Raw genomic sequence first — 26,324 nt, forward strand, 5'->3', positions numbered from 1 at the left:
CCAGAGGGTTATTTTTCAGTTTTGTCGGCCTTCGGGTTTAATTAGAGGCAGACCGGTTACGGATTTGTCAATGGCAGCGTACTTAAATCACGTTTATAGGCAAGCTCGGTTGTCAGGGCGCGGGCGCGATCGGGCGTCATTTCCGCCAGGACCGCAGCGGTATTGGCTTCGCGCATGCCCTGGGCAACCTGCAACAGAATGCTCATATCCAGATCATTCCAGATCCGGGCAGCATCCTTGGGTTTCATTTTTTCATAAACCGTAATCAGCTTCTTGATACGATCATCGTCTTTCTCGTCTTTCTTTTCAACAAGCTGCGCAATCGACGTCTGCAATCGTTTCATTTCGGCAATTTTGCTATCGATCCGTGCTTCGGCAGCCGTGATCAGGCTTTCGCGTTCATCAAGGCGTTGCTCGCGGCGGTCAAGCTCGGAGCGGCGCGCCGACAGATTTTGCAAAAGATCAATTTCTTCCTGGGTAAACAGGGTCGGGTCCCCGCCAAAACTGGGGGCCTCGCTGCCTGCATCGCCGCTGGCGGCAGCTTCCTGATCCATTGCCGGGGTCAGCGCGTCATCCATCGGGGCATCAAGCCCCGGCTCGCCCGCTGCGGGGGTGGTGTTTTCCTGGGCACGGGCGGCCTGTACCATGCTGACCGCTGCCGCTTCCTGCACATCCCCCCCATCGCGCCAGATCGACACGATATCCGCGACCTTAAGCGACAGGACAAGCCCCGACACCAAAATCAGCAAAGGTAAAATACGCAAAGAAGACATCCATTCACCCGATAGTATCTGCCGGTCCGATCCCGAAACGGCATATAAACCCTAGTCGCAAACTGCACGCACCAACAGGCCGACCCATTATATAAATTGGGTAGTTTCCACTACAAGAACAAGCCCGTGTAAAAAAAACAGACCTGCCTTTTACCCGTTGATAGCGTCACAATTCCCCGTTTTCGTCCCCAAAAATCGCCCTGCCCGACCAACCGGCATATCACGACAGGTCATGCGATATTAACGCACCGAACGCAATGCAGCCAGCAATTCCCGCTCTGCATCGGAACGCCCGGCATCCTGATCTGAGTCTTCATCATCAAGAAGATTGGCGCGACGGTCGCGATCATCGCGCGACAAAGATGACGATGAGCGATCATCCCCCCCGACATTGCGACCGCCACCGCCATCATAGGCATTTCGTGCATTTGTCATTTCGGTATCGCGGACCATGCGCGCGGCAAGTTCCTCGGCCCGCGTTTCAATGCCCACACGGTCATTGCGTTCATCAAGCGGCGGCTTTCCTCCACCCCCGCCCTGCCCGGACAAACCGGTATCGGACGATGCCTTTTTACGCGCGGCATTCACACCGCTTGCCGCCTTTTCAAGGCGGTTGGCAATGGCATCACCACGATCAACCATAAACGATAAATCCTCGTGCAGGCCACTGGCCCGCTCAATATCCTCGCGCAACGCATCCCCGCTTTGCGATGCCATTTCCTTCAAAGATTGAATCAGTATTTCGGCCCGCTCGGTAGCGGCATGAAATGCCGACAGAAACTGCTCCATATCCTCGCGGTTACGACGAAAGGCTGCAAGCCTGCGATTAAGCATCAGCGCATAGATGATTGTCGCCAAAAGCAAAACAATCATCAGGAGATCGAGATAGAACTCGAAATCCATCAGCCGGTTTCCTCCTTGTTCTTACGCGCGCGTTCCCGCACCTGAATGGCGATTCGGTCCCCTTTTCGCCCCATCAGGCCCCGAAACAGGGCAACATCCCCGCAACGTACTTCCACCGGCGATGTTGGCCCGGTATTGAGCAACATCCGGTTCCCCACTTCAAGATTGATCACATCGCCCAGCGACATGACCTGTTCATCAAGAACAGCTAGCAAATTAACATGCGTCTGCCAAAGTTCATTGGCAAGGTGGTTTTCCCAGATCGAGTCACGGCCGAACTTTTCGCCCATGAACATCTGAAGCAGCAATTCACGCACCGGCTCCAGCGTGGCATAGGGAATAAGCAGTTCCAGCCGCCCGCCGCGGTCTTCCATATCAATGCGCAGCTTGGCGACAATCGCGGCATTGGCATGGCGGGCAATGGTGGCAAAACGCGGGTTGGTTTCCAGGCGTTCAAACCGGAAATTTACCGGGCTTAACGGATCAAACGCGGCTGAAAGATCGCCCAGCACCACATGGATCATGCGTTCAACCAGGTTACGTTCAATCGTCGTGTAAGGGCGGCCTTCAATACGCATGGCCGCCGTGCCCCGGCGCCCGCCCAGCAACACGTCCACGATCGAATAAATCAGGGCTGAATCAACTGTCAGCAGACCGTAGTTATCCCATTCCTCGGCCTTGAAAACGCCCAGCATCGCGGGCAAGGGAATGGAATTAAGATAGTCGCCAAAACGCAATGACAAAATATTGTCGAGCGAGACTTCAACGTTATCCGAGGTAAAGTTACGCAACGATGTCGACATCATGCGAACGAGCCGGTCAAACACCACCTCGAGCATGGGCAAACGTTCATAGGCCACCATCGACGAGTTAATGATGGCCTGAATGCCGGACTGATCCCCCGACCCACTGCCATCATCAAAGCCCAGCAGGCTGTCGATTTCATCCTGGTTTAGAACACGCGCAGAGCCGGGGCCGACAAGTTCTTCCTCCTCGCCGCCATCCTCGCCAAGCATGGATTCCCATTCGGCGGCCATATCATCGCCGCCGTCACCGTCGTCATCGCCGCCCCCGGCCATGGCTTCCCATTCGGCGGCCAGTGCATCATCATCGTCTTCTTCGGCCATCGGCGTTTATCCCAGGCTTTTATCTTCGGTCCTGCGCGGTACATTATTGTACCAGCATTTCCTTGAACAAAACGTCGTTAATTTTGGCAGGCTTTGCGGCAGCACTTACACGGATCAGCAATTCTTCGCGCAGGCGAAACATACCTTCGGACCCGGCAAGGTCTTCCGGGCGCAATTCGCGAAGATAAACCTGAAAATTGTCAACAATGCGCGGCATCATCTGTTCAACTTCCGGCACCTTCAACTGGTCCGCAACTTCAAGGCTGACGCGAATTTTCAAATAGCTTTGTTTGCCCGAACCGGTATTAAGGTTTACCAGAATTTCCGGCAAATCAACAAAGCCAACATTTTCCGGCACGCCGGGCGCCTGTTCGATCGAGGCATCGGGTGCTGTTTCCTCGGTGGTCTGGCTATCATTGCCCAGCACCATATCGATTACCGGCTGCATCAAGCCGGTAAAATACGCCGCCGCAGCCCCGCCAACCAGCAACAAGACCAGCAGAACAATAACAATCAGCAGCTTTTTACTGCCACCCTTGCCACTGCCACCGCCTTCTTCAATTTCGTCAACGTCGTCACCCATCAGCCTGTCCTGCCCTGCACATCGTCACGTCAAACCGGCACACGCACCCGCACGTCCCACCATTTTGACAGCTTTAAACCGGCCACGTTAACATTCCGTTGCCCATAATAGCTGTTAAGCCGTCGGTCGACAACAAAAGCCCCATAAAGCCATTGCCTTCGCCCCGCCACGCGCCGCCCAAACACAGGGCCTTGCCCGCAGCATCCCTTTAACATCTGGGGTCAAACCTGCGCAATACCAGCGATACGGGGTTGTTAAAGCAAAAAAGCTGCCAGTTTGCCGTTAAAATCACCGGACGGCATTTTCTGCCCACGGGCATCGCCCTGCTCTGTCGCCAACGCCCGGCAGATCAGCCAGCCAATATCGCCGTAAATACCGTGCGAACCGCCGCATACCGGCGCTGTTGGGGCACCTGCCACCAAAGTCTGTGCCATGTCCGAACACGGCAAAGGGCAATAACCGGTTTTGCACCCGGTATTCCACAATCGCCGGTACAGGGGCCTTTCTTGCCGGATCAATGGCATATTTTAATCCGGCAAGTTTTACCCAACACCTTCATTGCATTGTTTTTATTGAATTTTATCAATCTGGCACGGCATTCGCATTGTCGTTGACAACCAATTTTGCCTGCAAGCGGGATATGACCCACCATGGAAAATACATCCTATATCGCCCTGTCGCGCCAGATGGTTTTGCGTAGCAAGATGAACACCATCACGCAGAACCTGGCCAATATGGACACCAACGGGTACAAACAGCAAAACATGATGTTTACCGACTGGATGGCGGCAAACAAGGATGCCCCGTTTCGCGGCGAACGTAAAATTGCGCTGGTACAGGATATTGGCCAGTATCGCGATACCACGGTGGGCAATATCGAAACCACCGAACGCGATTTTGACGTGGCCCTGACCAAACCCGACATGTATTTTTCGGTCGATACCCCCAATGGCACCCGATATACACGCAATGGCAATTTTTCGCTGGACCCCGGCGGGCAGTTGATCACATCAGAAGGTTATCCGGTGCTGACAGACGCCGGGCAGCCGCTGTTTTTTGGTCAGGCTGACACCCGCGTGACCATTGCCGGCGATGGCACCGTTTCCACCGATGTCGGCCAGATTGGCCGCCTTGCCGTTTCCACCTTTGATAATATCCAGCAGTTAAAGCCTGAAGGATCGTCCCTGTATAATACCGATCAGCAACCCCAGGCGGTTGAAAGCCCGGGGATTGTTCAGGGGTCTTTGGAAAAATCCAACGTCAATCCGATTACGGCGATGGTCGATATGATCGAGGTTTTGCGAACATACCAATCGGTTACCAGAACCCTTGAAAATGAAAACCAGCGCCAGCGCGACATGATCAGCAAACTGGGCGATGTCCGCGCCTGATTGATATGAACCGTTTGTTCTGCCCCCGGGGCAGAACCACCAAGACAGCGCATCACGCGCAGAGAGGAGACAAAAATGCGGTCACTCGATATCGGAGCCCTTGGCATGATGGCGCAATCCACCAACGTGGATGTGACATCGAACAACATCGCTAACATGACGACGACCGGTTATAAACGCCAGCGCGCCGAGTTTCAGGACCTGTTATATCAGGATTTACGCCGGGCCGGTTCGCCGTCATCAGACACCGGAACCATTGTGCCGGTTGGTGTGCAGGTTGGCCTGGGTGTAAAAACCGCCGCTATTGGCCGTTATACCGGCCAGGGCAGTGTTACCCTGACAGAAAACGAACTTGACGTTGCCTTGCAGGGACGCGGGTATTTTCAGGTCGATTTGCCCAGTGGCGAAACCGCCTATACCCGTGATGGTACATTCAAACTTGATGGTAACGGACAGATCGTCACCAAGGATGGTTATGCCATTCAGCCCGGCATCACGGTGCCAAACAATGCAACATCGGTTACCATTAACGGATCGGGCGAGGTTTACGCCGAAATTGACGGGCAGGTCGCCCCGCAGAATCTGGGGCAGATTCAGCTGGCAACCTTCATCAACCCGGCCGGCATGAGCGCACTTGGCGACAACCTGTTTCTGGAAACCGACGCATCGGGCACCCCCAATACCGGTACCGCCGGATCGGTGGGGTTTGGCACCCTGCTGCAGGGATATCTTGAATCATCGAACGTTAACGTGGTTCAGGAAATCACCAACCTGATCAAGGCTCAGCGCGCCTATGAAATGAATTCAAAATCCATCTCGACGACCGACGAAATGATGAGCGCAATCAGCAACCTGCGATAATTAACACCGCACAGGTTCGTTAAAACCAGAACCCGGAAAACAAGACCCGGCATTGCGAAACCGGCCAGTCCGGCGTTTTCCGGCCTGAATTGTCCGGTTTGTGTTTTGCTTTACCTGTCATTGTTATTTTGGTGCTAACATCACAGGCATGATGATGCGAAACACCCTTTCTGCCCTTGTGCTGGCCTTGTTGTTCCTGCTGCCGGGAAACCTGCAGGCACAGGAAATGGATATTCTTTTGCGCCCACAGGCCCATATCGAAGGGGCCTATGTCACCTTGGGCGACCTTTTTAGCGGCCTGCCGGTTGAACAGGAAGATGTTGCCGTGGCCCACGCACCCCAGCCCGGCCAACAGGCAGTGCTTGATTATCGCTGGCTGGCAGGAATTGCCCAGCGATACAAGGTTGCCTGGCGCCCGCGCACAACAGCCGACCAAACAATTGTAATTCGCGACAGCCAAACCATCGGCATGGATGAAATTTCCGATGCTATCCACGGGGCCTTGTCGGAAAACGGCATACCGGCACCTTTTGCCGTGGATATGGGCGGGGAAACCTTTCGCATCGAACTGCCGGTTAACGCCCCGGTTCAGCTTGAAATCACCGGCATCAATATCAACCGTCGCACCGGCCGGTTTATTGCCGACGTTACCACAGGGCGCGGCACGGCCCAGCAACGCACCTATCGCATGAGCGGGCGTTATTTCCCCCTTGAACAGGTACCGGTTCTAGTTGATTCGGTACAGCGCGGCGACATCGTGCGCCCCGATCAGGTCGAAATGCGCGATGTTCGCAGCGACCGCCTGCAAGCCAATGTCCTGCGTGACCCCGCCGATGTTATCGGCAAGGAAGTACGCCGCAGCGTCAACCCCGGCGAACCATTACTAAACCGCGATTTCACAGCCCCCATTCTGGTAAAACGCGGGGCAATTGTGACGATCCGGCTTGAAACCCCAAACATGTCGCTTACCGCACGGGGAAAAGCCCTTGAAAACGGATCCGCCGGGGATGTGATCCGGGTAGTTAATTTGCAAAGCAACAAAACCATTCAGGTTGAAGTCACCGCAGAAAACGATGTGCGCGCCATCCCGGCCATGAGCCAGTAATCTCGCGACATCCAAACCCCGGACAAACCGGGCAAAAGCCTTAAATTTGATCCGCTCCGCCGACTTCCTGGAAAAACCGGGCAAAGCACCTCTCCCTTAATCCAGCGCTTTCTGAAAACGGTAAAGCAGGGCCAATGCCTCGTCCTCCGAAAGAGGTGCCACGGCTTTGGCAAGGGCTTCCTCGACTTGCACAATTGCCGCTCGGCCTTGCAAGGCCAGTTCCTCGCCACTTGGGGTTAACCGGGCAAGTTGACGGCGCTTGTGGTGATCGTCCTGCCGTCTGACCACATATCCCGCTGTCTCCAGCCCCGCCAGTACCGATTGCATGGATTGCGGCGTGATAAATGCTGCATTTGCAAGATCGGCATTTGTCATGTCTGGCTGGGCCATCAGCGCGGCAAGCACCGCATTTTGCGCTGTTGATAAACCGCAGCTTTTCAAGGCCTCGTCCATCCGGCGACGCAAGCGATGCTGGGTTCTTTTTAAATTGTAGCCCAGAGACCTTTCCAGACTGCCTTGCTTTATCATATCAGTTTCCTTATAATATATCAGGAAGTTGATATCATACATCCAATCAGGAGAAAAAAGTATGGCATATCTTACTGGCATCGATTTTGTGGGCATTCAGGCCGATGATCTGGAAGCCGCCAGGGATTTTTATCACGGCAAGCTTGGCCTTCCGATCATGCAGGGGCCTCCGGGTGCCGTGGTGTTCGACAGCAAGCCGGTCCCATTCGCGGTTCGCAAACCCATGACAGACCTTTCATCTGCGAAAGATTTCCTTGGGGCCGGTATCGCACTCTGGTTTGCCTGCAATGATGCCGATACCCTGCACGCGGAACTTGCTGCCGACCGGATAGAGATCGTCTTTCCCCCAAAAGATGGCCCGTTTGGGCGATATTTCGCATTCCGCGATCCCTTTGGCTATACGATCACCGTTCATACCTCAATGAAGCAGCAGGCATAATATGACCCGTTACTGGATGGGCGTTGCCTGCGCCCGACATGCAAGGGCAGGCCGTGATGGCGGGTTCGCCCAGCTTGGGCATGGCAAGCAATCTGCCATAAGCGGACTGCAGAAAGGCGACTGGATTATCTATTATTCTCCGCGCGAAGAAATCGACGGCGGCGCGCCTGTGCAAGCGTTTACGACGATTGGTCAAATTATGTCCGAAAAACCCTACCAGGCGGATCAATCCATGGGGTTTCATCCGCACCGTGTTGATGTGGATTACCTGCTTGCGGCAACCCCTGCCCCGATCCGGCCGCTTCTTGAAGAACTGGAACTGACACAAGGCCGGGCGGCACATTGGGGCTTCGTCATGCGAGGAGCAAAACGAAAACTCTCCGAAGCCGATTTTCAGAAGATTGCCCTTGCGATGGGCGTTACCATTTAATCAGCTGGCACGGCCATAAGTGACGGCAGGTTGGCAGATTAAACATGTAACCATAGCCTTAGCCATCCTCATTACCGACAAAACCAAAAGATCTGCCCCAGTCGCGGATATGCCCCCCTATAATGGTTCTCCCCCTCAAACCTTCCTGATTTTATCCATCGTCAGGTAAGGACGTTGATTTTTTCTGGCCAAAATTTTGAGGCCGTGCCCGGAACTCCGCCCTGTTTGAACATGACCCGCCTGCCCGGCACAGGCCCGGCAAGGTTTGCCGTCCTGGGCGACACATAACTGGCACGAAGGTTGCTAGTTACACTGTGCGGAACCCAGGAGGATAAAATGACCTTTATCAAAACCCCGACAAGGGTGCCCTCACGGCACCCGAATAAATTTCCCCGGCTGGCAATGACCCTGTCGCTGATATGTGCGACGGCCTTGTTATCGGGGTGCAACACCATGCGTCGCCTGTCAGAAGTTGGCGAGGCACCGAAACTGTCGGGAATCAATAACCCGACCCAAAGCCCCGGCTATCGCCCGGTCAGTATGCCCATGCCGGCGCCCCAGGTTGCCGAAAGCAACCCGAATTCGTTGTGGCGCACCGGGGCGCGGTCCTTTTTCAAGGATCAGCGCGCCAGCCAGGTGGGTGACATTTTGACCGTCAGCATCGCGATTGATGACAAGGCGCAATTGGCCAATACCACCGCACGCACACGGAAAAATTCCGAAGATATGGGGATTCCGTCGTTACTGGGGCTGGAAAGCCAGTTTACCAAGGTTCTGCCCGAAACGATTGATCCGTCAAATCTGTTTAACATCGACAGCAATTCGTCCAATTCGGGCGGCGGCACGCTGGATCGTACCGAAACCATCGATTTAAAGGTCGCGGCGATTATTGTGCAGGTTTTGCCTAACGGCAATTATGTCATTCATGGCCGGCAGGAAATTCGCGTTAACGCCGAAGTGCGCGAAGTGCAGGTCGCCGGTGTCATCCGGGCCGCCGACATTACATCGGCCAATACCGTATCCTATGACAAAATTGCCGAGGCCCGCATTTCATATGGCGGACGCGGCACCATTTCCGACGTGCAACAACCCCGGTATGGCAGCGAGATTATGGATATCCTGTTACCGTTCTGACCCTGTCAGATTGTGAATAAGGCTTCGGGGGTTCCGCAGACGGGCATGTTGCCCGCCCCGACGACCGGCTGGCAAGAAATTGCCAGCCGGTTTTATTATGCCGACATGACAACGCAGCACATTCCCCTTGTCGCAAAGGCACAAAATCTACCCGGCTTGCGCCCAAAAGAAAGGGACCGGTCTGTTTGGACCGATCCCTTGCCGGGTATCCCCGTTTTAGCGTTTCTCCCACAAGAAACGAATTTTTTCGGCTGCGGTTTCTAAGTCGATCCCGTCTTTTTACCGTATTTTTTTACCGCTGCGATCAATCGTCGCGGCGGGTACGCTCCATCCGCTCGTGGCGTTCCTGAGCTTCAATGCTCAGGGTTGCAATCGGACGGGCTTCAAGTCGTTTAAGGCTGATCGGTTCGTCAGTTTCTTCGCAGTAACCGTAGGATCCGTCTTCAATGCGGCGCAAAGCGGCGTCAATCTTGGAAATCAGCTTGCGCGCACGGTCGCGCGTCCGCAACTCAAGTGCCCGCTCTGTCTCCGCAGAAGCGCGGTCGGTAAGATCGGGTTCTTGCAATCCTCCGTCCTGAAGATTCGCCAATGTTTCTGATGATTCGTGCAAAAGTTCTGCCCGCCAGGCCAAAAGCTTCTGACGGAAATATTCCCGCTGACGCGGATTCATGAACTCTTCGTCCTCGGCGGGACGATAGTCAGGTGGTAATGTGATAGTCATGTATGCCCTCTATACAGGACTCACCGATCGCGCGGGAATATAGAGGCACCAGCCTATGCGTGCAAGCTGATTGAACAATTTCGCCAAATCTATCGTAAAAAAAACGGAAACAGGTTAAATTTCAACACCCTAAGGGAATTGCCATCAACTAACGCAAACCGGCAACATCCAGCTTTGCCAATTCAACCCGTGCGCGCAGTTCTATTTCATCGAGAACCTCACTTAACGCCGGATCGTCAACTTCTTCGCGTTGTTTTCCCACAACATCAACCAGTTGCGCCAGTTGCGACGCCGGAAGGCCACCGCCCAGCAAGGCCTGACGCACCCGGTCAAGCTGATCAAGCAGCGTCTTTGCGCGTGCAACAGAGCGTTTACGCGGGGAATCCAGCGCGTCACCGCTTTGCTGCAGGGCCAGTAACGCATCAAGCGCGCTGACCGATGATGGCGCATGCAATCCACCCGCCGCCGCAGCCCGTTCCGGCCCCGGGCCATTGGAACGCATGGCATTGGCAAACCCCTGGTCATTACCACCAGTGCCCGAAGCCTTGCGTGTCGACGCACCCGATGTGGTGCCTTTTGATCCGCTAACCTTCATTTTGTCTACTGCCTTATTTTTGCGTTCCAGGCCCATATAACGACCTGCCGGAAAATCACGATCAATTCCGTATCCTGCCCTATATCTGGCGACAAATTGATCCTTTGTCGAGTCTTCCCCAAAGTCAGCGTTTCAGCAACCGGAAAAAAATGCCGGGTCAGGCCGCCAGCGGCTCCTTTTCATCAGCCAGATGGGCATAAGCAGCTGAATTTACTGGAACCGTTTAAATTTCCCTAACGCGCGAACCTTGTGAATGCTCGATTGGCACGTTTTTCGCTTTGTATCTGGCGAAGGCATTTCACAATGCCTGTCAGCCCAGTTAACCGGCGTAACTTTCGCCCCCGACACAGCGGAATGACCAACATGATCAAGCGTCTTGGCAAATATGCATTTCAGGCAGCGATTATCGCAGCGCTGGGCATTTTCGCCCTGGCCCCCATATCAGCCGCCCATGCCCAGTCCCGCATCAAGGACATCGCCGATTTTGAAGGCGTCCGTGACAACATGCTGGTGGGTTATGGCCTGGTCGTTGGTTTGAACGGCACGGGCGACGATTTGAAAGACGCCGAATTTACCCGCCAAAGCATGGTTGCCATGCTCGAACGACTGGGCATTAACGTGCGCGACCAGATCGAAAACCTTGATTCCGACAACATCGCCGCTGTGATGGTCACAAGCACCCTGCCGCCCTTTTCGCGCCAGGGGTCGAAAATTGACGTCAATATCAGCGCGATTGGCACCGCCAAAAGCCTTCAGGGTGGCACCTTGCTGGTAACCCCGCTGGTCGGTGCCGACGGCGAAGTTTACGCCGTTGCCCAGGGGCCGGTTGCCGTTGGCGGCTTTAGCGCGCAGGGCAATGCCCAAACCGTGGTAAAGGGTGTTCCAACCGCCGCACGCATTGCCAACGGCGCCATTATTGAACGCGAAATCGACTTTAATCTGAATGCGATGAAAACCATGTCGGTGGTGCTGCGCAACCCCGATTTCACCACGGCACGTCGTATTTCCAACGCCATTAACGCCTATCTTGGCGAGGTTGCCTCCCGTCCCAGCGACCCTGGCACTGTTCGCCTTACCGTGCCGGACCGCTATAACAAGGATGTGGTGGCGTTACTGACCGATATCGAACAGTTGCGCGTCGAACCGGACCAGATTGCCAAGGTGGTGATTGATGAATCGACCGGTACCATTGTTATGGGCGAAAATGTGCGCATCAACCGCGTTGCCATTGCCCAGGGCAACCTGACCATCCGGGTCACCGAAACCCCGCAGGTCTCCCAACCTTCGCCTTTCTCGCAAGGGGGCACCACCACCACCGTCCCGCGCACCGATGTGCAGGTTGACGAAGGGGCGGACAAAAAGCTGGGAATTCTCGATACCGGTGTCACGCTTCAGGAACTGGTTAGCGGTTTGAACAGCCTGGGCGTTGGCCCGCGCGACATGATCACAATTTTGCAGGCCATCAAGGCATCCGGTGCCCTTCAGGCCGAAATCGAGGTGATGTAATGATGATTGATGGCACAAGCGCCCTTATGGCGCAGGCACAAACCAGCGCACAAGCCAGCAAGGCATCTTCCATTGCCTCACAGGCAAGCGGGCTTGGTAACGGCAAGCACAAAACACTGGCACAAGCCGAGGAAGCCGGCAAAAAATTTGAAAGCATGTTTCTGTCGCAAATGCTGAGCCACATGTTTGAAGGGATCGAAACCGATCCGAATTTTGGCGGCGGGCATGGCGAAACAATGTTTCGATCCATGCTGGTTGACCAGTACGCGCAAAAAATGACCAGCGCGGGTGGCGTAGGAATTGCAGATGCCGTTACACGCGAAATCCTCAAGACGCAGGGAGCCTGATATCATGACAACGGAACAGATGGTAATTGAGCTGAAAAGCGTCACTTTTGACCTGATTTCGCTGCTGGAGCGCGAAACCGAGGGTATGCGCACCCTTGAAACGGCAGAATATGACCGCTTCGTTGCGGAAAAATCTGCCCTGTCGATGCAATATGAACAGCTGGTGCTGGAATTGCGGACCCGGGCGGAAGACCTGAAAAACATGCCCGAAGACGAAAAAGTTGAACTGCGCGAATTGCAGGCCCGTTTTCAGGAAGCTGCAAAGCGCAATATGCGTGCGCTCAAGGCTGCCGAAATCACCAACCAGCGCATGATTGACACCATCGTTCGTGCAGTCAAAAGCCGCGCCAATGAACAGGTCACAACCTATAACCGGGGCGGCTATGTCAATAGCCCGGTCGGTCGGGGTTACAACACCACCAAAAATCGCGGCACTCTTTCCATCAGCCTGAACGAAACGTTTTAAGGCACAGGGGAAATACCATGTCACTGACACAGGCCCTTAATTCGGCAATTTCAGGTTTGAATACCGCGCAGTCGCGTATTTCGATTACGTCATCGAACATCGCCAATGTGAATACAGCTGGCTATTCGCGTAAAATTGCCGGTCAGGAATCGATTACCCTGAACGGTCAGGGTGCCGGTGTTCAGATTGGCGATGTCACCCGCAATGTAAATGCAGGCCTGCAAAGTGAATTGCGCGGCGAACTGGGCAAAGCCGGCACCGCCGAAGTCCGTGATGAATTTTATCAGCGCGTTCAGGTGCTGTTTGGCACCCCGCAGTCAAACTCGGCCATCAGCCAGCGCATCAGCGACCTTTCCGACGCATTTGAACAGCTTAACAGCACCCCGGAACAAAACTCGCCCAAGGTGCAGGTTCTTGCGGCAGCAACACAGCTTGTCGACTCGTTTGGCAAACTGTCTGATCAAATTCAAACCCTGCGCAGTGATGCCGATGACAGCATTAACCAGGAAATCAATGACGCCAATTCATTGCTAAGCCAGATTGCCAAGCTCAATACCGACATTGTCCGGCTTGGCAATATTGACCAGCCGACCACCGAGTTGCGCGACCAGCGCGACCAGAAGGTCAATGCGTTATCGAAAATTATCAATACATCGACCTACACCCGCGAAGATGGCTCGATGGTTATTTTCACCGCCAACGGCTCGCGTCCCTTGTTGGACCGCAGCCCCGTCACGCTGAATTTTTCGCCAACTGCAGGCTACGAGCCAGGGTCAAGCGGCTCTGGCATTTCACTGGATGGCGTTGATATTACCGACGAAATCAAATCGGGCACCTTGCGCGGGCTGGTCGATATGCGCGACCAGGATTTGCCCCAGCTTGCCGACCAGATCAACGAGCTGGCCACCCAGTTGCGCGACGCCATTAACGCCGAACACAATAAAGGCTCGGCCTTTCCGCCGCCCACCAACCTGACCGGTTCGCGCCAGATCGAAGGTACTGATCCTTTGGCAGCGACCGGAACTTTTCGTGTTGCGGCCCTTGGCACCAACGGCGACATTGTAAGCTATTCCGACATCGACCTGTCGACCCTGCCTAGCCCGGCAACTGTTGCCGATCTTGTCACCGCGATCAACAGCTCATCCTCGGGCGCTGATCTACAGGCAAGAATTGCCGACGGTCGCCTGGTGATCGAAGGTAAAAACGGCAATCGGGTTGCTGTAAACGAACTCGATAGCGCGGTCACACTTAGCGATGGCCGCAGCCAGGGCCTGTCGCATTACTTTGGCCTGAATGACCTGTTTACGACGGCAAAAAATTCCAGAATCCTGACATCGACCGCCATGCCCGATGCGTCATCTGCTCTGGGTGTTTCGGGAACATTAACATTGTCGGCAGGAAGCGGCACACTGGCAACGCCAATAAGTGTCAGCTACACCAATGGCGATAACCTGACGACAATTCAGAACAAACTGCGCGGCCAGCTAACCGGTGCGCTGGGCCTGAGCGCGGATCAGGCATCGAACATGGTTTATATCGCCAATGACGGTGATCGTGCGCGCCTGGTTATTTCAAGCGATGCCAACATGTTCGCAACAGATACCGGCAACCTTTCAAGCAAAATCGGCCTGACCGAAGACCAGCCCGACATGACCGGCAGCCTGACCGTTTCGCAAGATATCGTCAACGATCCGTCGCGCCTGTCGCGCGGTACGTTAAATGCCGATGTTTATCAATCAGGCTCCGCCTCGGGTAGCGGCATCAAGATTGCCGATCCCGCAGCCACCCTGCCTGGTCTGGGCACACCGGCATCACCGCCGGCCCCGGCTGGCACGAACTATACACTCAGCATTACCGGCAGTTTCGGAACGGTTCCCATTTCCTATAATGGCAGCACCGATTCCCTTAACAGCCTTGCCGCCCGCATCAACGCCAATTCCACCCTTACCGATAACAACATTAACGCCGAAGTGTATTTCGACGGATCCGCCGGGTCTTACAAGATCCGCATTCAGGATGCCGGGGGCGAATCATTTTACATTAGCGACAATTTTGCCTCCATGCCCTCTGCCGGGGGGACGGATACCAGCCTGGTTGAAACGTTGGGCCTTGGCATTCCTTATGGTATTCGTGAAGGTGACAATTCGTCGGCGGCAAGTCTGGCGGGGGCGTTATCCCGTACCGATATCAACTTTGATGCAGCAGGCGGGTTATCGCCGGAAAAAACATCGCTGATCGATTATGCCGCCAGCATTATCAGCACCGCATCGACCAAAGCCGCGACTGCAAGCGATGCGAACGAGTTCCAGAACACGCTGGCAAATGATCTTGATACGCGAATTCAGAACGAAGCCGGCGTTAACCTTGATGAAGAAATGTCCGACCTTATCATCTTCCAGCGCGCATACTCGGCCTCGGCCAAGGTTATATCGACGGTTGATGAATTATTTGATACGTTGCTGAATGCAGTTTAATATTCTGCATGTGATGGAGAATTAGAATGGTAACCCGGGTAGCAACCTTTACCACTCATACATTGTTAAGCAACCAGGCGCTGAAAAACGCGGCAAAATATAGCGAGCTCAGCACGCAGTCGAGCAGCGGCTACAAGTCGCGCGACTATGCCGGCATCGCCAGCGACACCCAGCAGTTACTTAATCTTGAAGGCTCGCTTACCCGCAATGGCCAGTATCTAAACAACATTACCGAGGTAAAACTGCGGTTGCAAAACATGGAATCGGCCACCGATTCCATGACCGATATTGCCACACGCATGAAAACCCTGCTGCTACAGGGCCTTAGCAATTCACAGGCGGACGACCTTAACCTGGATGAAGAAGGCAAACAGGCTCTTAACCAGGTTCAATCCCTGCTTAACACCACTCTTGATGGCCGTTACCTGTTTGGCGGCGCCACCACCGATACGGCGCCGGTCAATTTCGACTCGGCCCCGATTCCCAACACCTATTTTGCAACTGTCAGCGGCTTCCCCAGTTCCCTGCTCAGTACACTCGGCGGCACTGTTGGCGGTAGCCTGGACATTAACGGGCAAACCGTTACCTATGCGCCATCCGACACCGCACAGGACCTGGTAAACCAGATCAACCAGCTCTCACCGCCACCGGCGATTGCGTCGGTTCGCGCTGATCCGGGAACCAACAATTACCGTCTTGTAATCGAGGATTTTTCCGGTAATCCCATGTCGATTACGGAAACCGGTGGCGGCAACCTACTTGATGGCCTGTCACACAACCCCGCACTGGCCACCGATACCGGCTATTATCAGGGCGACCAGAAACATCTTTCGGCCCGGGTCGACGAAGAATATTCTGTCAAATATGGCGTCAGGGCCGATGACCCTGCCTTTGCCAGCCTGATTGCCGGTTTGCGCATTATCAGCACATCCACCGACGAGGACTCGTTGCGCATTGCAATGGGGCATATTGACAATGCAATTGAAAACCTGCCCAATGTGACATCAAAAATTGGTATCGACACAAAAAACGTTGAAACAATTGAATCCCAGCACGAGGATTTTAAGGTTTTTGCCAACAATGCCATTTCCAACATTGAAAATGTCGATGTGCCGCTAACGCTGGCGGAACTTGAACAATATAACACCGCCTTGCAGGCAAGCTTCCTGACCATTTCCAAGTCCGCAGATCTTTCCCTTGTCAATTATCTGCGTTAAGGCTTGATATAAAACATGGAAGCCACAGCAAAACTTGACGATCCTGCCAGAAGGCATCACATGTTTGATGTGTTACATTGGGGAAAGACAGCGGGAAATGACCACTCAGCCAATTGATGAAGCCAACGTACCCAAATCGATTCTTGTAGAAACCCGGTTTGGCGATATTGAATTTGTCTGGGACAAAGCAATTTATATGCCGGTCGGTTTGCTTGGATTTACCGATCAGCATGTTTTTGGTCTGGCCAACATTCCGGGCAAAAACCTTGACCAGTTCAAACTGTATCAAAGCCTGACGGACGCAGACCTGTCATTTATTGTTGCCCCTTACAATTCCGATAGCGGCATTTATGACGCTGCCGACATTGAACGGGCTGGCAAAAGTCTGGCGATCCCACAGGAAGACCTGGCTATTTTGCTAATTGTAACGGTGCGTCCCACCGGAACCGATCAAAACTTTGCCATGTCTGTTAATTTGCAGGCACCGGTTATTATCAACACCAGCCGTCAGATTGGGTGGCAGCACATCATGCCGCACGACAAATACCCTGTCCAACACGATATCTGACGGCCGACTCAAGACACGAAACGACCTGGTTTTCGCTTCGTGAAGACTTTCCCTCGCTTACCGGATTAACCAAATATTAACCGGTAAAAACTGAAACCCGTTATTATCACTAGACAATTCGGGATTTCAAAAAACACTAGACTCTATCTTGGCAGTTGGGTATATTTTGACTATCGAATCGGCATCCCTTGGTCAAGAAGATCTTGGTGCCATCCGGCGAGTTTGCCGGGTTTGATTGGCAAAATCGCCAATTGCAAGTGATCCATGTAGGAGTATATCACTATGTCTTTGAACATTATTTCCAACTATGCCGCCAACGTTGCACACCGTAACCTGCAGGCTTCCGATGACATGGCGACCCGTTCGCTCGCCAAGCTGTCTTCTGGTACCCGCGTTGTGTCTGCACGTGACGACGCAGCTTCCATGGCCATTGGCGCTCGTTTGAACGCTGAAAGCCAGTCGTTGAAAACAGCAACGGTTAACGTTGGTCAGGCCAACTCGATGCTGCAGATCGCCGATGGCGGCATGGCTACCATCGACAACGTTCTCGTTCGCATGAAAAGCCTTGCTGTTCAGGCATCTTCAGGCAACCTGTCGGACACCGAACGTGGCTTCCTCGACGACGAATACGGCAACTTGACCGACGAAATCAACCGTATCTCGGCAACTACCAAATTTAACGATGTTCAGTTGCTGGGTTCTGGTGGTGGTACGGAAGTTGATCCGACTGCAATCGGCACTGCTGTTACTTCGGCTGCCGGTGTTCAGAGTATGACCTTCTCTCCGAACTCGCCGATTGCTGCGACTGACACCATCTCCTTCGACATGCAAGCAACTGCTGGCAGCACGATCCTGACCGTATCGAACGGCACCGTTCAGCAGTCTATCGACGTAACCCAACTTGCTACCGGTGGCACTGAAGAAATCGGTATTGGCCAGACCAAGACACTGAACTTCGATCAGCTCGGCATTAAGCTGACCCTGAACGAAAACTTCGGCGCTTCAGCTGTCAACGCTGCTGCCAACGCTAATGACTGGGATGGTGACACTGCTTCTGACGCTGCCAACGCGACGATTGGTTTACGTACGACTTCGGCTTCTGCTGCTCTTGCTCCGGTTGACTTCCAGATCGGTTCTGGCAGCACCACCAACGACCGCTTCACTATCAATCTGAGCGCCGTTGACGCTGGTACGCTGGGTACTGTTTCAGGCACAACTGCCCTGCAGAGCACTGATCTGACCAACCAGGCGAACGCACAGGCCGCAATTGACATCGTTGGTAACTCGATCAACGATCTGCAGAGCGCACGTGCCAATATCGGCGTATATCAGAACCGTCTTGACTTTGCCGCTCAGAACCTTTCGACCACGCAGGAAAATACCGAAGCCGCCCGTTCGACCCTTATGGACCTCGACGTTGCTTCGGAAATGACCACGTTCAGTTCGAAACAGGTTCTGGTTCAGTCTGGCGTTGCCATGCTGGCGCAGGCCAACCAGATGCCGCAGAACCTGCTGCGTCTGTTGCAGTAATCCGGATATTCGTAAAGGAACGGGGGATATTCCCCCGTTCCTTATACGGATTATCCTATGTCGATTTAGTCGGCACGGGAGGCCCAAATGGAAATTACCCAGTCGTTATCGCCGCTTCATGGTTCCGTTTCTTCTTCGAGCGGTTCTGCTGCGGCTACAGGTATTTCTGCCCCTGGGCTGTCATCGGTAAATTCGGGCACTTCTTCGGCCCCTGCAACTGTTGCACCGGTATCAAGATATCAGGCATCCGGGGATAGTGCCCCGATTGATGCGACGGATCAGTTAAAACAGGCATTTGCCGACCTTGACCTTACGGGTCGCCCTATCGACAATTATCGGGTTGAACTGAATTTCAACCGCGATACCGGGCGGGTTGTTGCCAAGGTAACGGATCGTACAAACGGCGAGATTCTTCGTGAAATTCCGTCAAAGGAACTTCAAAACCTGTTTTCCCAAATTCGTGATTATCTCGGTACCTTTGTAAACGAAGAAGCCTGATTTTCACGCACATGCGTGACAGGCATAGTATTTGCGTATAAATCTGCGCATAATCGTTTTCGGGCAAAATTTGCCCAGCTTTCGTTACCGGGAGACGCATCATGAGTGGCGTCAATTTAAACAATGTCTATGTCGGCGATAATGGCCGAATTCAGCTTTCTGGGTTGAGTTCCAACATCGACTTTGTCGATGTTGTTGACCAGATGATGAAGGCACGCCGCATCCCGGCTGACAACCTTGAAAAGCGCATCGATGCGAATGACGAGAAACTAACCTCGCTACGCGAACTTCAGGACCTGGTCAAGACCCTGCAAGGCTCGATCTCGACCCTGTACGGTGCCGCAAGCTTTGATCAGTCTAAAAACACTTTTGCTTCAAAACAGGTTTTTTCTACATCCGCAGATGGCAATGCCGCCAACCTGATATCGGTCAGCGCGAGCAACAACGCAGCGACCGGCAGTTACAAATTTGTCATTGATGAAATCGCGTCGAAGCACAAAGTTGGTACTGACACAATCAGTATGAACCCCGACGACGATATCAGCACCGCCCTTAACAGCAGCGGCACGGCGATAGGCACAGGCAGCTTCACCGTTGGCTCCAGTAAGGGCAGCGTCCAGATTGACGTTTCGGCAACCGATTCCCTTAAGGATATCCGGGACAAAATCAACACGGTTACCGGCACAACCGGTGTTCAGGCGTCTGTGGTCAAGGTTGCAGATGGCCAGTCAACCATCATTCTGACATCGACCGAAGAAGGTTCGACAGGCCGCATGACCCTGTCTGACGATACGGGCAATGTTCTGGAAAATTTAGGCGTTCTTGCGCTGGATTCCGGCACAGGCACCATGCAGATCGACCCGGCAAAAGAAATTAATGCCGGAAATGATGCCAAATTTACGATGGACGGTGTGTCGATTACCCGTTCGAGCAACGACATTGACGACCTGGTCGATGGCCTGTCGATCAGCCTGTATGATGCTGAACCGGGCATGACCATCAATGTCGAGGTTGAACAGGATCTGACAGCGGCGAAAAGCGCCATCCTGGGTTTTGTTGACGCCTATAACGCGGTCAAATCCTATATCAACGAAAAAACCTATGTTGATCCGCAAACCAACAAAGCAGCTGAAGGTTCTGTGTTGCTGGGTAATTCGGCGGTCAAATCAATCGAAACCAGTCTTCAGCAAATTGTCGGCTCTACCCCATTTCGCGCGTCCAGCAATGATAGCGATCTGGCAGTATTGGCGCAGATCGGTATTAGTCTGACGTCGGCGGCCTCAACGGGCGGCAGCGCAGATACAAAATATTCAGCAGGCACGCTTGAGCTGGATGAAACCAAGCTAAACGAAATGCTGATCAACAATGTTGATGAGGTGGCAGAACTTTTTAACTTCAAAGCCACTAGCGACAATCCGGCATTGACGATGACCAGCTTTAACGGAAATACAGGCGCTGGCGAATACGCGTTTTCGGTGACCAAGGACGCCGCAGGTACCATTACCAGCGCCACTTACACCCTGAACGGCGAAACCAAGAACGCGACCATTAATGGCAGCAGCCTGTCGACTGCCGACGGGATGAAAATCTTTTATAATGGTGCGGCTGGTGCAACGGAAACCGCGACAATCAAAACCTCTGTTGGTTTGGGTGCCCGGTTACAATTTGCCATGCAGGATATGCTCGACAGCAAAGACGGCAGCCTTCCGCAGGAAATTAATGCCGTTGAAACGCAAAACACAACTTTCGGCGAAAAAATTGACCGGATCGATACCCGTATCGCCGGCCAGCGTGAAGTGATGATGAACAAATTCATCAATATGGAACAGGCCCTTGCCCGGATAAAAAATGTCCAGAGCTCTCTTGATGAGTTGATGGCTGCCGGAAAAAGCGATAGCTAGGTGATCGACGCCTGACGTCAACCACCACCACTTGAATGTCAAGGATATAGCATGAATACAAACGCAGCCCGCGCCTATGGCGACCAACAGGTCAACACAGCATCGCCGGCACAGATGGTTTACATGCTGTATAACAAGGCCATTTCGGTACTTCAGGAAGCCATCAAGGCAATTGATGCCAACGATATTCAGGCACGTTGCAATGCCAATTGCCGTGCAATGGAAATTATTGCCCATTTGTCGGGGACGCTTGACCTTGAACAAGGTGGGGAAATTGCCCGCAATTTGCAGGAAATCTATCGTTTTTCAACGACCCACCTGATGAAGGTTGACCGTTATAACGACAAGCAGGCCGCACAGGATGTTATTGGCCTGCTAACCCCAATGCGGGATTCCTGGGCCATTCTGGCGCGCAAAAGTGCGGACGAATTGCGTCAGGCTGTTCAGGGTGCCAAGGATGGCAACGCAGACCAGCAAGATATGTCCCAGTCAGCACCCGCCGATGCCGAAAAGAACGGCGACACGGCAGAAACGGGGACCAAAGAACAACCACGCCCTTCCGGCATTTCCATTTCAGCTTAACATTTTGCAAGCTGACAGGGACTGGTTTCACATACCCGCATCCCTGCACAAGGCAAGGCATCCCAGGCCTGATTACGGGTTGCCTTAACGAAACATACTTGAATTCTGTTTGTGTCCCCCGATCCGTGATTGGGGGATTTTCTTTTGCGCGTTCCTTCCCGCACCCGTCTGCCGCATATTTTGCATCCGTGCATTCCACCCGAGGGATTACAACCGCCCGGCTGGGTGGCTTGGCATAGCTGGGCCAGGCAGGGATATTTTGGCCGATGGCCGAATTTACCGACCAGAAACCCCACGACATTTGTATCGGCAAAAAATGCCGCATCCATCGCCCCTGCCCTAACATATTGATCACAATTAACATTTGGTAAACATCGAAACTGGCCCGCCACTTGCATTATCTATTGCAGACTTACAAAAGGGACCGTGTCATGCACAGCTCTGCGATCGATAAAATCAGTACACCGACCATATCGGTGCCCGCGCAGAACCAACCTGCCAGCAGCAGTGTGGCCTTCGCCGACATCATGGAAAAGGTACAGGCGGACCGGGCAGACACCGCTGCCCGATCCCAAAAACACCCGGCAAATACTGCCGCCGACACCCTGGCATCGCGCGACAACCGCAGCGACCAGGACCGCCGGGCTGTGGCTGAAGACACACCGGATGAGGATCGTGACGCGACGCCGCGTACCGATCGCAACGACGACACGCGCCCCCGCAAAGCGGACAATACCCAAAAAGACAAAGTCGACCACAAGGACGACACAGACACGCCTGACAAAAATGTCGCAAAAAACGACGCGTCAGATGAAAAACCGGTTAAAGAATCCACACAGGACGACACCGGTGCTGCGAAAGATCAAACCGCAGCCAGCGAAGATAACAACACGACAGCAGACACGAGCAAACCTGCAAAAGACAGCACCGAAACGACAGCCAAGGCCGGGGATGAAACCACAGCCGAAGCCATCGCCGGTGCCAGCCAGCCTGTTATTGCCAGCCAAACACCCATAGGGGTGCCAGGCGTGCCGGGCGCACAGGCTGCCACAGTAACAACGGGGGATGGCGCATCCGCCAAGGACGCGCTGTTATCGTCAACCGCCCTGTCGCAATCGGCCACGGCCAATGGCACCGCCCAAAATGATGGCAGTGCCGCCAAAACCATGCAGGCCGCAGCCCTGACCGGGACAGATGCGAATGGCGATACATCAACCGGTACGGATGCCAAAGCCGGGTTTGAAGCCGCCCTTAAGCAGCAAACACCCGGTAATGGCAAGGCCGACGCCAATGCCGGTAATGGCAACAGCCAAAACAGCCCCAATAACGGGGCAAATAATACTGGTGCCAACGCACCAACTGCAAACGGTGCAGCCCAGCAAGGCACAAATACGGCTATGGCAAATCTTGCCGCCTTGCAAAATGCGGCAGCCCCCCAGGCAACGACGACACAAACAGCGACATCGGCCACCGGTGGAACAGCCGCAATCGGGGCAACGGATGCCACGAACGGGGCGGTGCCTGGCGTTGCCGGACAAACCGTTAACGGCACAACCACCGCCACCGCACAGGCCGCCGCCAACCAGGCTGGGCGGGGTGCGGCAGCCGCTGAAACTGTTCAGCAACAGGTCGCCGTTCAAATTAAAAAAGGTGCTGGCGATGGCGTTGACCGGATTTCCGTGCAACTGCGCCCCGAACATTTGGGCCGCGTCGATGTGAAGCTGGAAATTTCCCATGATGGCCGGGTGCAAACCGTAGTTCAGGCCGATAACCGCCAAACCCTGGACATGTTGCGCCAGGATGTCAAAGGCCTGCAACAGGCGTTGCGGGACGCGGGTCTGAATGCCGATTCACAAAGTTTTACCTTTGAACAGCGCCAGGATGGCGGACAAGGGCAAAACCCGAACCAGAATAGCGGCAGTAACGGGCGCGCAGGTGCCTCCCGCCCGAATGAAGGCGATATTATCAGCGGTGCCGAACTGGCCCAGCATGTTGCTGTGGGCTATGGCATCAATTCCAACGGCCTTGTCGATATACGCATTTAGCCCGGGAGATAAAAGATGACGGTTTCTTCCTTAACCAATATCGGTCTTCAGACCTCGAATGGGAACGCTTCTTCGTCAAATTCGGCCGCATCGCTGTCACAGAACTTCGATACCTTCCTGACACTGCTGACCACGCAGTTAAAAAACCAGGACCCGACCTCGCCGATGGAAAGTGATAAATTCACCGACCAGCTCAGCCAGTTCGCCCAGGTGGAACAAGGTATTCAGACCAACAAGAACCTTGAGAACCTGCTGACCATGCAAGGCCAGCAACGCCAGCTTTCGGCCCTGTCCTATGTCGGCGCAGAAATCGAGGCCGTTGGCGATACCAACTGGCACACGCCTGGCGAAAACCTTGATTTCAAATACAATATTTCGCCCGAAGTGCCGTCCGCCCAGCTTCAGATCGTCGATCAGGAAGGCAAAACGATTTATTCCGAAACAGTCGAAGATGTATCGGGTGTTCAGACCTTTAGCTGGGATGGCAAGAACAATTCCGGCACGGATGTTGCCGAAGGTGCCTATACCCTGGTTATCAAACCGCTGGGTAAAGACGGCGAAACCTTCAAGGATGAGAAGGGCAAGGAAGCCTCGGTCTCGATTGGCATCGTCGGCAAGGTCGATAGTGTCGACATTGGCGATAACGATATTTACCTGCGGATTGGCGATGTTTCGGTTCCGTTCACGACCCTGACCAACGTCAAACTGGCCGCAACTGCCTCTGATAACGCCAGTGATGGCAACTCCGGAACAGGTAGCACCGGAAACGATGGCGACGATACGGCGAGCGACGAAGCCGCCTGATTGATCGACCACTTTTGAACCTAACAGCCTGTAAGCGCAGGAGATAAAAATGAGCCTTTTCGGTGCAATGATTTCCGGTGTATCCGGCCTTAACGCCCAGAGCCAAAACCTTGGTGTTATTTCGGATAATATCGCGAACCTTAATACTGTCGGTTATAAAAGCACCGTGGGTCGGTTTTCGACCCTGGTGACGCAATCGGCAACCAACACCAACTATACGCCCGGTGGCGTGCAGTTTCATCCGACAGCCCTGATCAGCAAACAGGGCCTGTTGCAGGCAACGTCATCGACAACGGCAGTTGCCATTTCGGGCGACGGTTTTTTCCTGGTGCGCGATACCGCAACCCCGGGCGAAGACAGCGAACTGTTCTTTACCCGCGCGGGCGACTTCAAACCCGACGATAACGGTTACCTTAAGAACACTGCCGGCTATTATGTGCAGGGCTGGGCAACCGACCGTAACGGCCAGTTGCTTGATAAAACCGGTGCTGTCACATCATCGAACAGCTCGGCTGCGGGCGATTTGCAAATTCTCGACATCAACTCGATCCTGACAGCCGCAGCATCAACCACCAAAATCGAATTTGGCGCGAACTTTAACGCCAACGAAACACCGTTGAACGGAACGCCAACCACGTCGAGCACCGCCGGTATTACCGCCGATACAACGGACCTGACAACACTGGGCATGGCCGCAGGTGATTCTTTTGACATTACAGTTGGCACCGGTGCCACCCAGACCGTTACGATCGGAGCAGGCGAAACCCTGAACAGTCTGGCTGCCAAAATTTCGGCCCTGACCGGCGTAACCGCAACGGTTGATACCACCAGCACCAACCACACCTTGTCAATTGCCTCGACCGACCCCGAGGAAACGCTGACACTGGCAGACAACAACAACACGCCGCTGGCGGCCCTTGGTTTTGGCACCCTGACAACGACGGCTGCCTTTACACCAGGTGCAGGTAACATTGCATCGGGCTCGATTACGGCCAACAATTCCCTGCCGATCACGGTTTATGACTCATTGGGGACAGCCCACAAACTGAACCTTCAGGTGATCAAACTCGGGCAGAATAAATGGGGCTATGAACTGACCGGGGCCACCACCACCGGCGAGCTTGATACAGCCGCCCATCCCAATGGCCTGATTGCATCGGGCACCATGACCTTTGACGGGAACGGCGCGCTTAAAACCTTTACCGACGAAGGGGGCCTGTCGCGGGTTAATCAACCCGTTACCGGGATCACATGGACCAACGGTGCGGAACCCAGTTCCTTTACCCTGGATGCCGGTACAATTGGCCAGACGGACGGCATTACCCAGTTTGCTGCCGGAACCGACGCCAACGGCAACCTGGTTGACTACACCACCCACTTCATCAATCAGGATGGTGCCCAGGCCGGTACAATGGTGAATTATGGCTTCACCGAAGATGGTTTCTTGCAGGTCGAGTTTGCCAATGGTGTCAAACGCCCGGTCTACAAACTGGCCGTTGCCACCTTTGAAGCCCCCGATCAGCTGGAAAACCATACCGGCAACGTTTATCGCCAAACCCGTGAATCCGGTGACTATCTGTTGCGTGAACCGGGCCTGAACGGCGCGGGTTCGGTTGTGGCATCCGCACTTGAATCCTCGAACGTCGATCTGGCCGAGGAATTCACCAACATGATCGTGACCCAGCGGGCCTATTCGGCGAATACCAAAACCATCACCACAACGGATGAAATGCTCGACGAGCTGATTCGGGTGAAACGTTAATCTCAGGCTGGCGCGGGTTAAGTTCCCGCGCCAT

At 54.0% G+C, this 26,324-nt stretch carries 27 protein-coding genes; 19 read left to right on the forward strand and 8 right to left on the reverse strand.

Going from position 1 to position 26,324, the window contains the following annotated elements; translation table 11 throughout:
- Nucleotides 1-56: 56 nt before the first annotated feature.
- The 5 genes from J4E05_RS06515 to J4E05_RS06535 all read right to left on the reverse strand — a co-directional run bounded on the left by J4E05_RS06515 (nt 57) and on the right by J4E05_RS06535 (nt 3,820).
- Nucleotides 57-773 (reverse strand): MotE family protein, encoded by a 717-nt coding sequence (locus tag J4E05_RS06515; RefSeq protein ID WP_349593548.1) that lies wholly within the window; start codon nt 771-773, stop codon nt 57-59.
- Between the two features lie 240 nt (nt 774-1,013).
- Complete coding sequence (locus J4E05_RS06520; RefSeq protein WP_349593550.1) at nt 1,014-1,676, reverse strand: DUF6468 domain-containing protein; 663 nt, start codon at nt 1,674-1,676, stop codon at nt 1,014-1,016.
- Entirely contained in the window at nt 1,676-2,803 is a 1,128-nt protein-coding gene (gene fliM, locus J4E05_RS06525) for a flagellar motor switch protein FliM (protein ID WP_349593552.1), read from the reverse strand. The genes J4E05_RS06520 and fliM overlap by 1 nt, the downstream gene beginning before the upstream one ends.
- 43 nt (nt 2,804-2,846) lie before the next feature.
- Complete coding sequence (locus tag J4E05_RS06530) at nt 2,847-3,386, reverse strand: flagellar basal body-associated FliL family protein (protein WP_349593554.1); 540 nt, start codon at nt 3,384-3,386, stop codon at nt 2,847-2,849.
- A 254-nt stretch (nt 3,387-3,640) separates the two neighbouring features.
- Nucleotides 3,641-3,820: a hypothetical protein gene (locus tag J4E05_RS06535; protein ID WP_349593556.1), complete on the reverse strand. Its 180-nt coding sequence runs from the start codon at nt 3,818-3,820 to the stop codon at nt 3,641-3,643.
- Between the two features lie 216 nt (nt 3,821-4,036).
- On the opposite strand from J4E05_RS06535, the gene flgF reads away from it, so the two are divergent.
- The 3 genes from flgF to flgA all read left to right on the forward strand — a co-directional run bounded on the left by flgF (nt 4,037) and on the right by flgA (nt 6,743).
- Entirely contained in the window at nt 4,037-4,777 is a 741-nt protein-coding gene (flgF, locus tag J4E05_RS06540; RefSeq protein WP_085589705.1) for a flagellar basal-body rod protein FlgF, read from the forward strand.
- 75 nt (nt 4,778-4,852) lie between these two features.
- Nucleotides 4,853-5,638, forward strand: coding sequence for a flagellar basal-body rod protein FlgG (gene flgG / locus J4E05_RS06545; RefSeq protein WP_349593558.1), 786 nt, complete (start codon nt 4,853-4,855; stop codon nt 5,636-5,638).
- Between the two features lie 148 nt (nt 5,639-5,786).
- On the forward strand, nt 5,787-6,743 hold the full coding sequence (gene flgA, locus J4E05_RS06550; protein ID WP_349593560.1) for a flagellar basal body P-ring formation chaperone FlgA: 957 nt from the start codon (nt 5,787-5,789) through the stop codon (nt 6,741-6,743).
- A 96-nt stretch (nt 6,744-6,839) separates the two neighbouring features.
- On the opposite strand, the gene J4E05_RS06555 is transcribed toward flgA, so the two are convergent.
- Nucleotides 6,840-7,271 (reverse strand): MarR family winged helix-turn-helix transcriptional regulator, encoded by a 432-nt coding sequence (locus J4E05_RS06555; protein ID WP_349593562.1) that lies wholly within the window; start codon nt 7,269-7,271, stop codon nt 6,840-6,842.
- Nucleotides 7,272-7,332: 61 nt separating this feature from the next.
- Here J4E05_RS06555 and J4E05_RS06560 point away from each other — a divergent pair, with 61 nt between their 5' ends.
- The 3 genes from J4E05_RS06560 (at nt 7,333) to flgH (ending at nt 9,274) form a co-directional block, all read left to right on the forward strand.
- Nucleotides 7,333-7,710 carry a VOC family protein gene (locus J4E05_RS06560; RefSeq protein ID WP_349593565.1) on the forward strand — a complete coding sequence of 126 codons (378 nt, stop codon included), beginning with the start codon at nt 7,333-7,335 and terminating at the stop codon, nt 7,708-7,710.
- 1 nt (nt 7,711) lies between these two features.
- Nucleotides 7,712-8,140 carry an EVE domain-containing protein gene (locus J4E05_RS06565; protein ID WP_349593568.1) on the forward strand — a complete coding sequence of 143 codons (429 nt, stop codon included), beginning with the start codon at nt 7,712-7,714 and terminating at the stop codon, nt 8,138-8,140.
- 336 nt (nt 8,141-8,476) lie between these two features.
- Nucleotides 8,477-9,274 (forward strand): flagellar basal body L-ring protein FlgH, encoded by a 798-nt coding sequence (flgH, locus tag J4E05_RS06570; RefSeq protein WP_246832891.1) that lies wholly within the window; start codon nt 8,477-8,479, stop codon nt 9,272-9,274.
- A 304-nt stretch (nt 9,275-9,578) separates the two neighbouring features.
- Here flgH and dksA read toward each other — a convergent pair whose 3' ends face one another.
- Together dksA and J4E05_RS06580 are read right to left on the reverse strand one after the other, a co-directional pair.
- Nucleotides 9,579-9,995 (reverse strand): RNA polymerase-binding protein DksA, encoded by a 417-nt coding sequence (gene dksA / locus J4E05_RS06575; protein ID WP_073953569.1) that lies wholly within the window; start codon nt 9,993-9,995, stop codon nt 9,579-9,581.
- 148 nt (nt 9,996-10,143) lie between these two features.
- Nucleotides 10,144-10,590, reverse strand: coding sequence for a flagellar assembly protein FliX (locus tag J4E05_RS06580; RefSeq protein ID WP_349593572.1), 447 nt, complete (start codon nt 10,588-10,590; stop codon nt 10,144-10,146).
- A 363-nt stretch (nt 10,591-10,953) separates the two neighbouring features.
- On the opposite strand from J4E05_RS06580, the gene J4E05_RS06585 reads away from it, so the two are divergent.
- The 13 genes from J4E05_RS06585 to J4E05_RS06645 all read left to right on the forward strand — a co-directional run bounded on the left by J4E05_RS06585 (nt 10,954) and on the right by J4E05_RS06645 (nt 26,290).
- Nucleotides 10,954-12,096: a flagellar basal body P-ring protein FlgI gene (locus J4E05_RS06585; protein ID WP_085589884.1), complete on the forward strand. Its 1,143-nt coding sequence runs from the start codon at nt 10,954-10,956 to the stop codon at nt 12,094-12,096.
- Nucleotides 12,096-12,443 carry a rod-binding protein gene (locus J4E05_RS06590; protein ID WP_085589694.1) on the forward strand — a complete coding sequence of 116 codons (348 nt, stop codon included), beginning with the start codon at nt 12,096-12,098 and terminating at the stop codon, nt 12,441-12,443. Before J4E05_RS06585 ends, J4E05_RS06590 begins: the two co-directional genes overlap by 1 nt.
- A gap of 4 nt (nt 12,444-12,447) precedes the next feature.
- On the forward strand, nt 12,448-12,909 hold the full coding sequence (locus J4E05_RS06595) for a hypothetical protein (RefSeq protein WP_085589692.1): 462 nt from the start codon (nt 12,448-12,450) through the stop codon (nt 12,907-12,909).
- A 17-nt stretch (nt 12,910-12,926) separates the two neighbouring features.
- Nucleotides 12,927-15,383 (forward strand): flagellar hook-associated protein FlgK, encoded by a 2,457-nt coding sequence (flgK, locus tag J4E05_RS06600; RefSeq protein WP_349593576.1) that lies wholly within the window; start codon nt 12,927-12,929, stop codon nt 15,381-15,383.
- Nucleotides 15,384-15,409: 26 nt separating this feature from the next.
- A complete protein-coding gene (gene flgL / locus J4E05_RS06605; protein WP_349593578.1) occupies nt 15,410-16,600 on the forward strand; it encodes a flagellar hook-associated protein FlgL in 1,191 nt (396 codons plus the stop codon).
- 97 nt (nt 16,601-16,697) lie between these two features.
- Nucleotides 16,698-17,168 carry a flagellar assembly protein FliW gene (fliW, locus tag J4E05_RS06610; protein ID WP_168184852.1) on the forward strand — a complete coding sequence of 157 codons (471 nt, stop codon included), beginning with the start codon at nt 16,698-16,700 and terminating at the stop codon, nt 17,166-17,168.
- A 282-nt stretch (nt 17,169-17,450) separates the two neighbouring features.
- On the forward strand, nt 17,451-18,698 hold the full coding sequence (locus tag J4E05_RS06615; RefSeq protein ID WP_349593582.1) for a flagellin N-terminal helical domain-containing protein: 1,248 nt from the start codon (nt 17,451-17,453) through the stop codon (nt 18,696-18,698).
- 87 nt (nt 18,699-18,785) lie between these two features.
- On the forward strand, nt 18,786-19,196 hold the full coding sequence (locus J4E05_RS06620; RefSeq protein WP_349593585.1) for a flagellar protein FlaG: 411 nt from the start codon (nt 18,786-18,788) through the stop codon (nt 19,194-19,196).
- 101 nt (nt 19,197-19,297) lie between these two features.
- Nucleotides 19,298-21,097 (forward strand): flagellar filament capping protein FliD, encoded by a 1,800-nt coding sequence (fliD, locus tag J4E05_RS06625; RefSeq protein ID WP_349593588.1) that lies wholly within the window; start codon nt 19,298-19,300, stop codon nt 21,095-21,097.
- A gap of 51 nt (nt 21,098-21,148) precedes the next feature.
- Nucleotides 21,149-21,679 (forward strand): flagellar export chaperone FliS, encoded by a 531-nt coding sequence (fliS, locus tag J4E05_RS06630; protein WP_349593590.1) that lies wholly within the window; start codon nt 21,149-21,151, stop codon nt 21,677-21,679.
- Between the two features lie 431 nt (nt 21,680-22,110).
- On the forward strand, nt 22,111-23,724 hold the full coding sequence (locus J4E05_RS06635) for a flagellar hook-length control protein FliK (RefSeq protein WP_349593593.1): 1,614 nt from the start codon (nt 22,111-22,113) through the stop codon (nt 23,722-23,724).
- A 15-nt stretch (nt 23,725-23,739) separates the two neighbouring features.
- Nucleotides 23,740-24,528 (forward strand): flagellar hook assembly protein FlgD, encoded by a 789-nt coding sequence (locus J4E05_RS06640; RefSeq protein ID WP_349593595.1) that lies wholly within the window; start codon nt 23,740-23,742, stop codon nt 24,526-24,528.
- Between the two features lie 49 nt (nt 24,529-24,577).
- Nucleotides 24,578-26,290 (forward strand): flagellar hook protein FlgE, encoded by a 1,713-nt coding sequence (locus tag J4E05_RS06645; RefSeq protein ID WP_349593598.1) that lies wholly within the window; start codon nt 24,578-24,580, stop codon nt 26,288-26,290.
- The last annotated feature ends 34 nt before the right edge of the window (nt 26,291-26,324 follow it).

It is taken from the genome of Thalassospira sp. NFXS8, assembly GCF_040148805.1.
In the GTDB taxonomy this organism is placed as follows: Bacteria; Pseudomonadota; Alphaproteobacteria; order Rhodospirillales; family Thalassospiraceae; genus Thalassospira.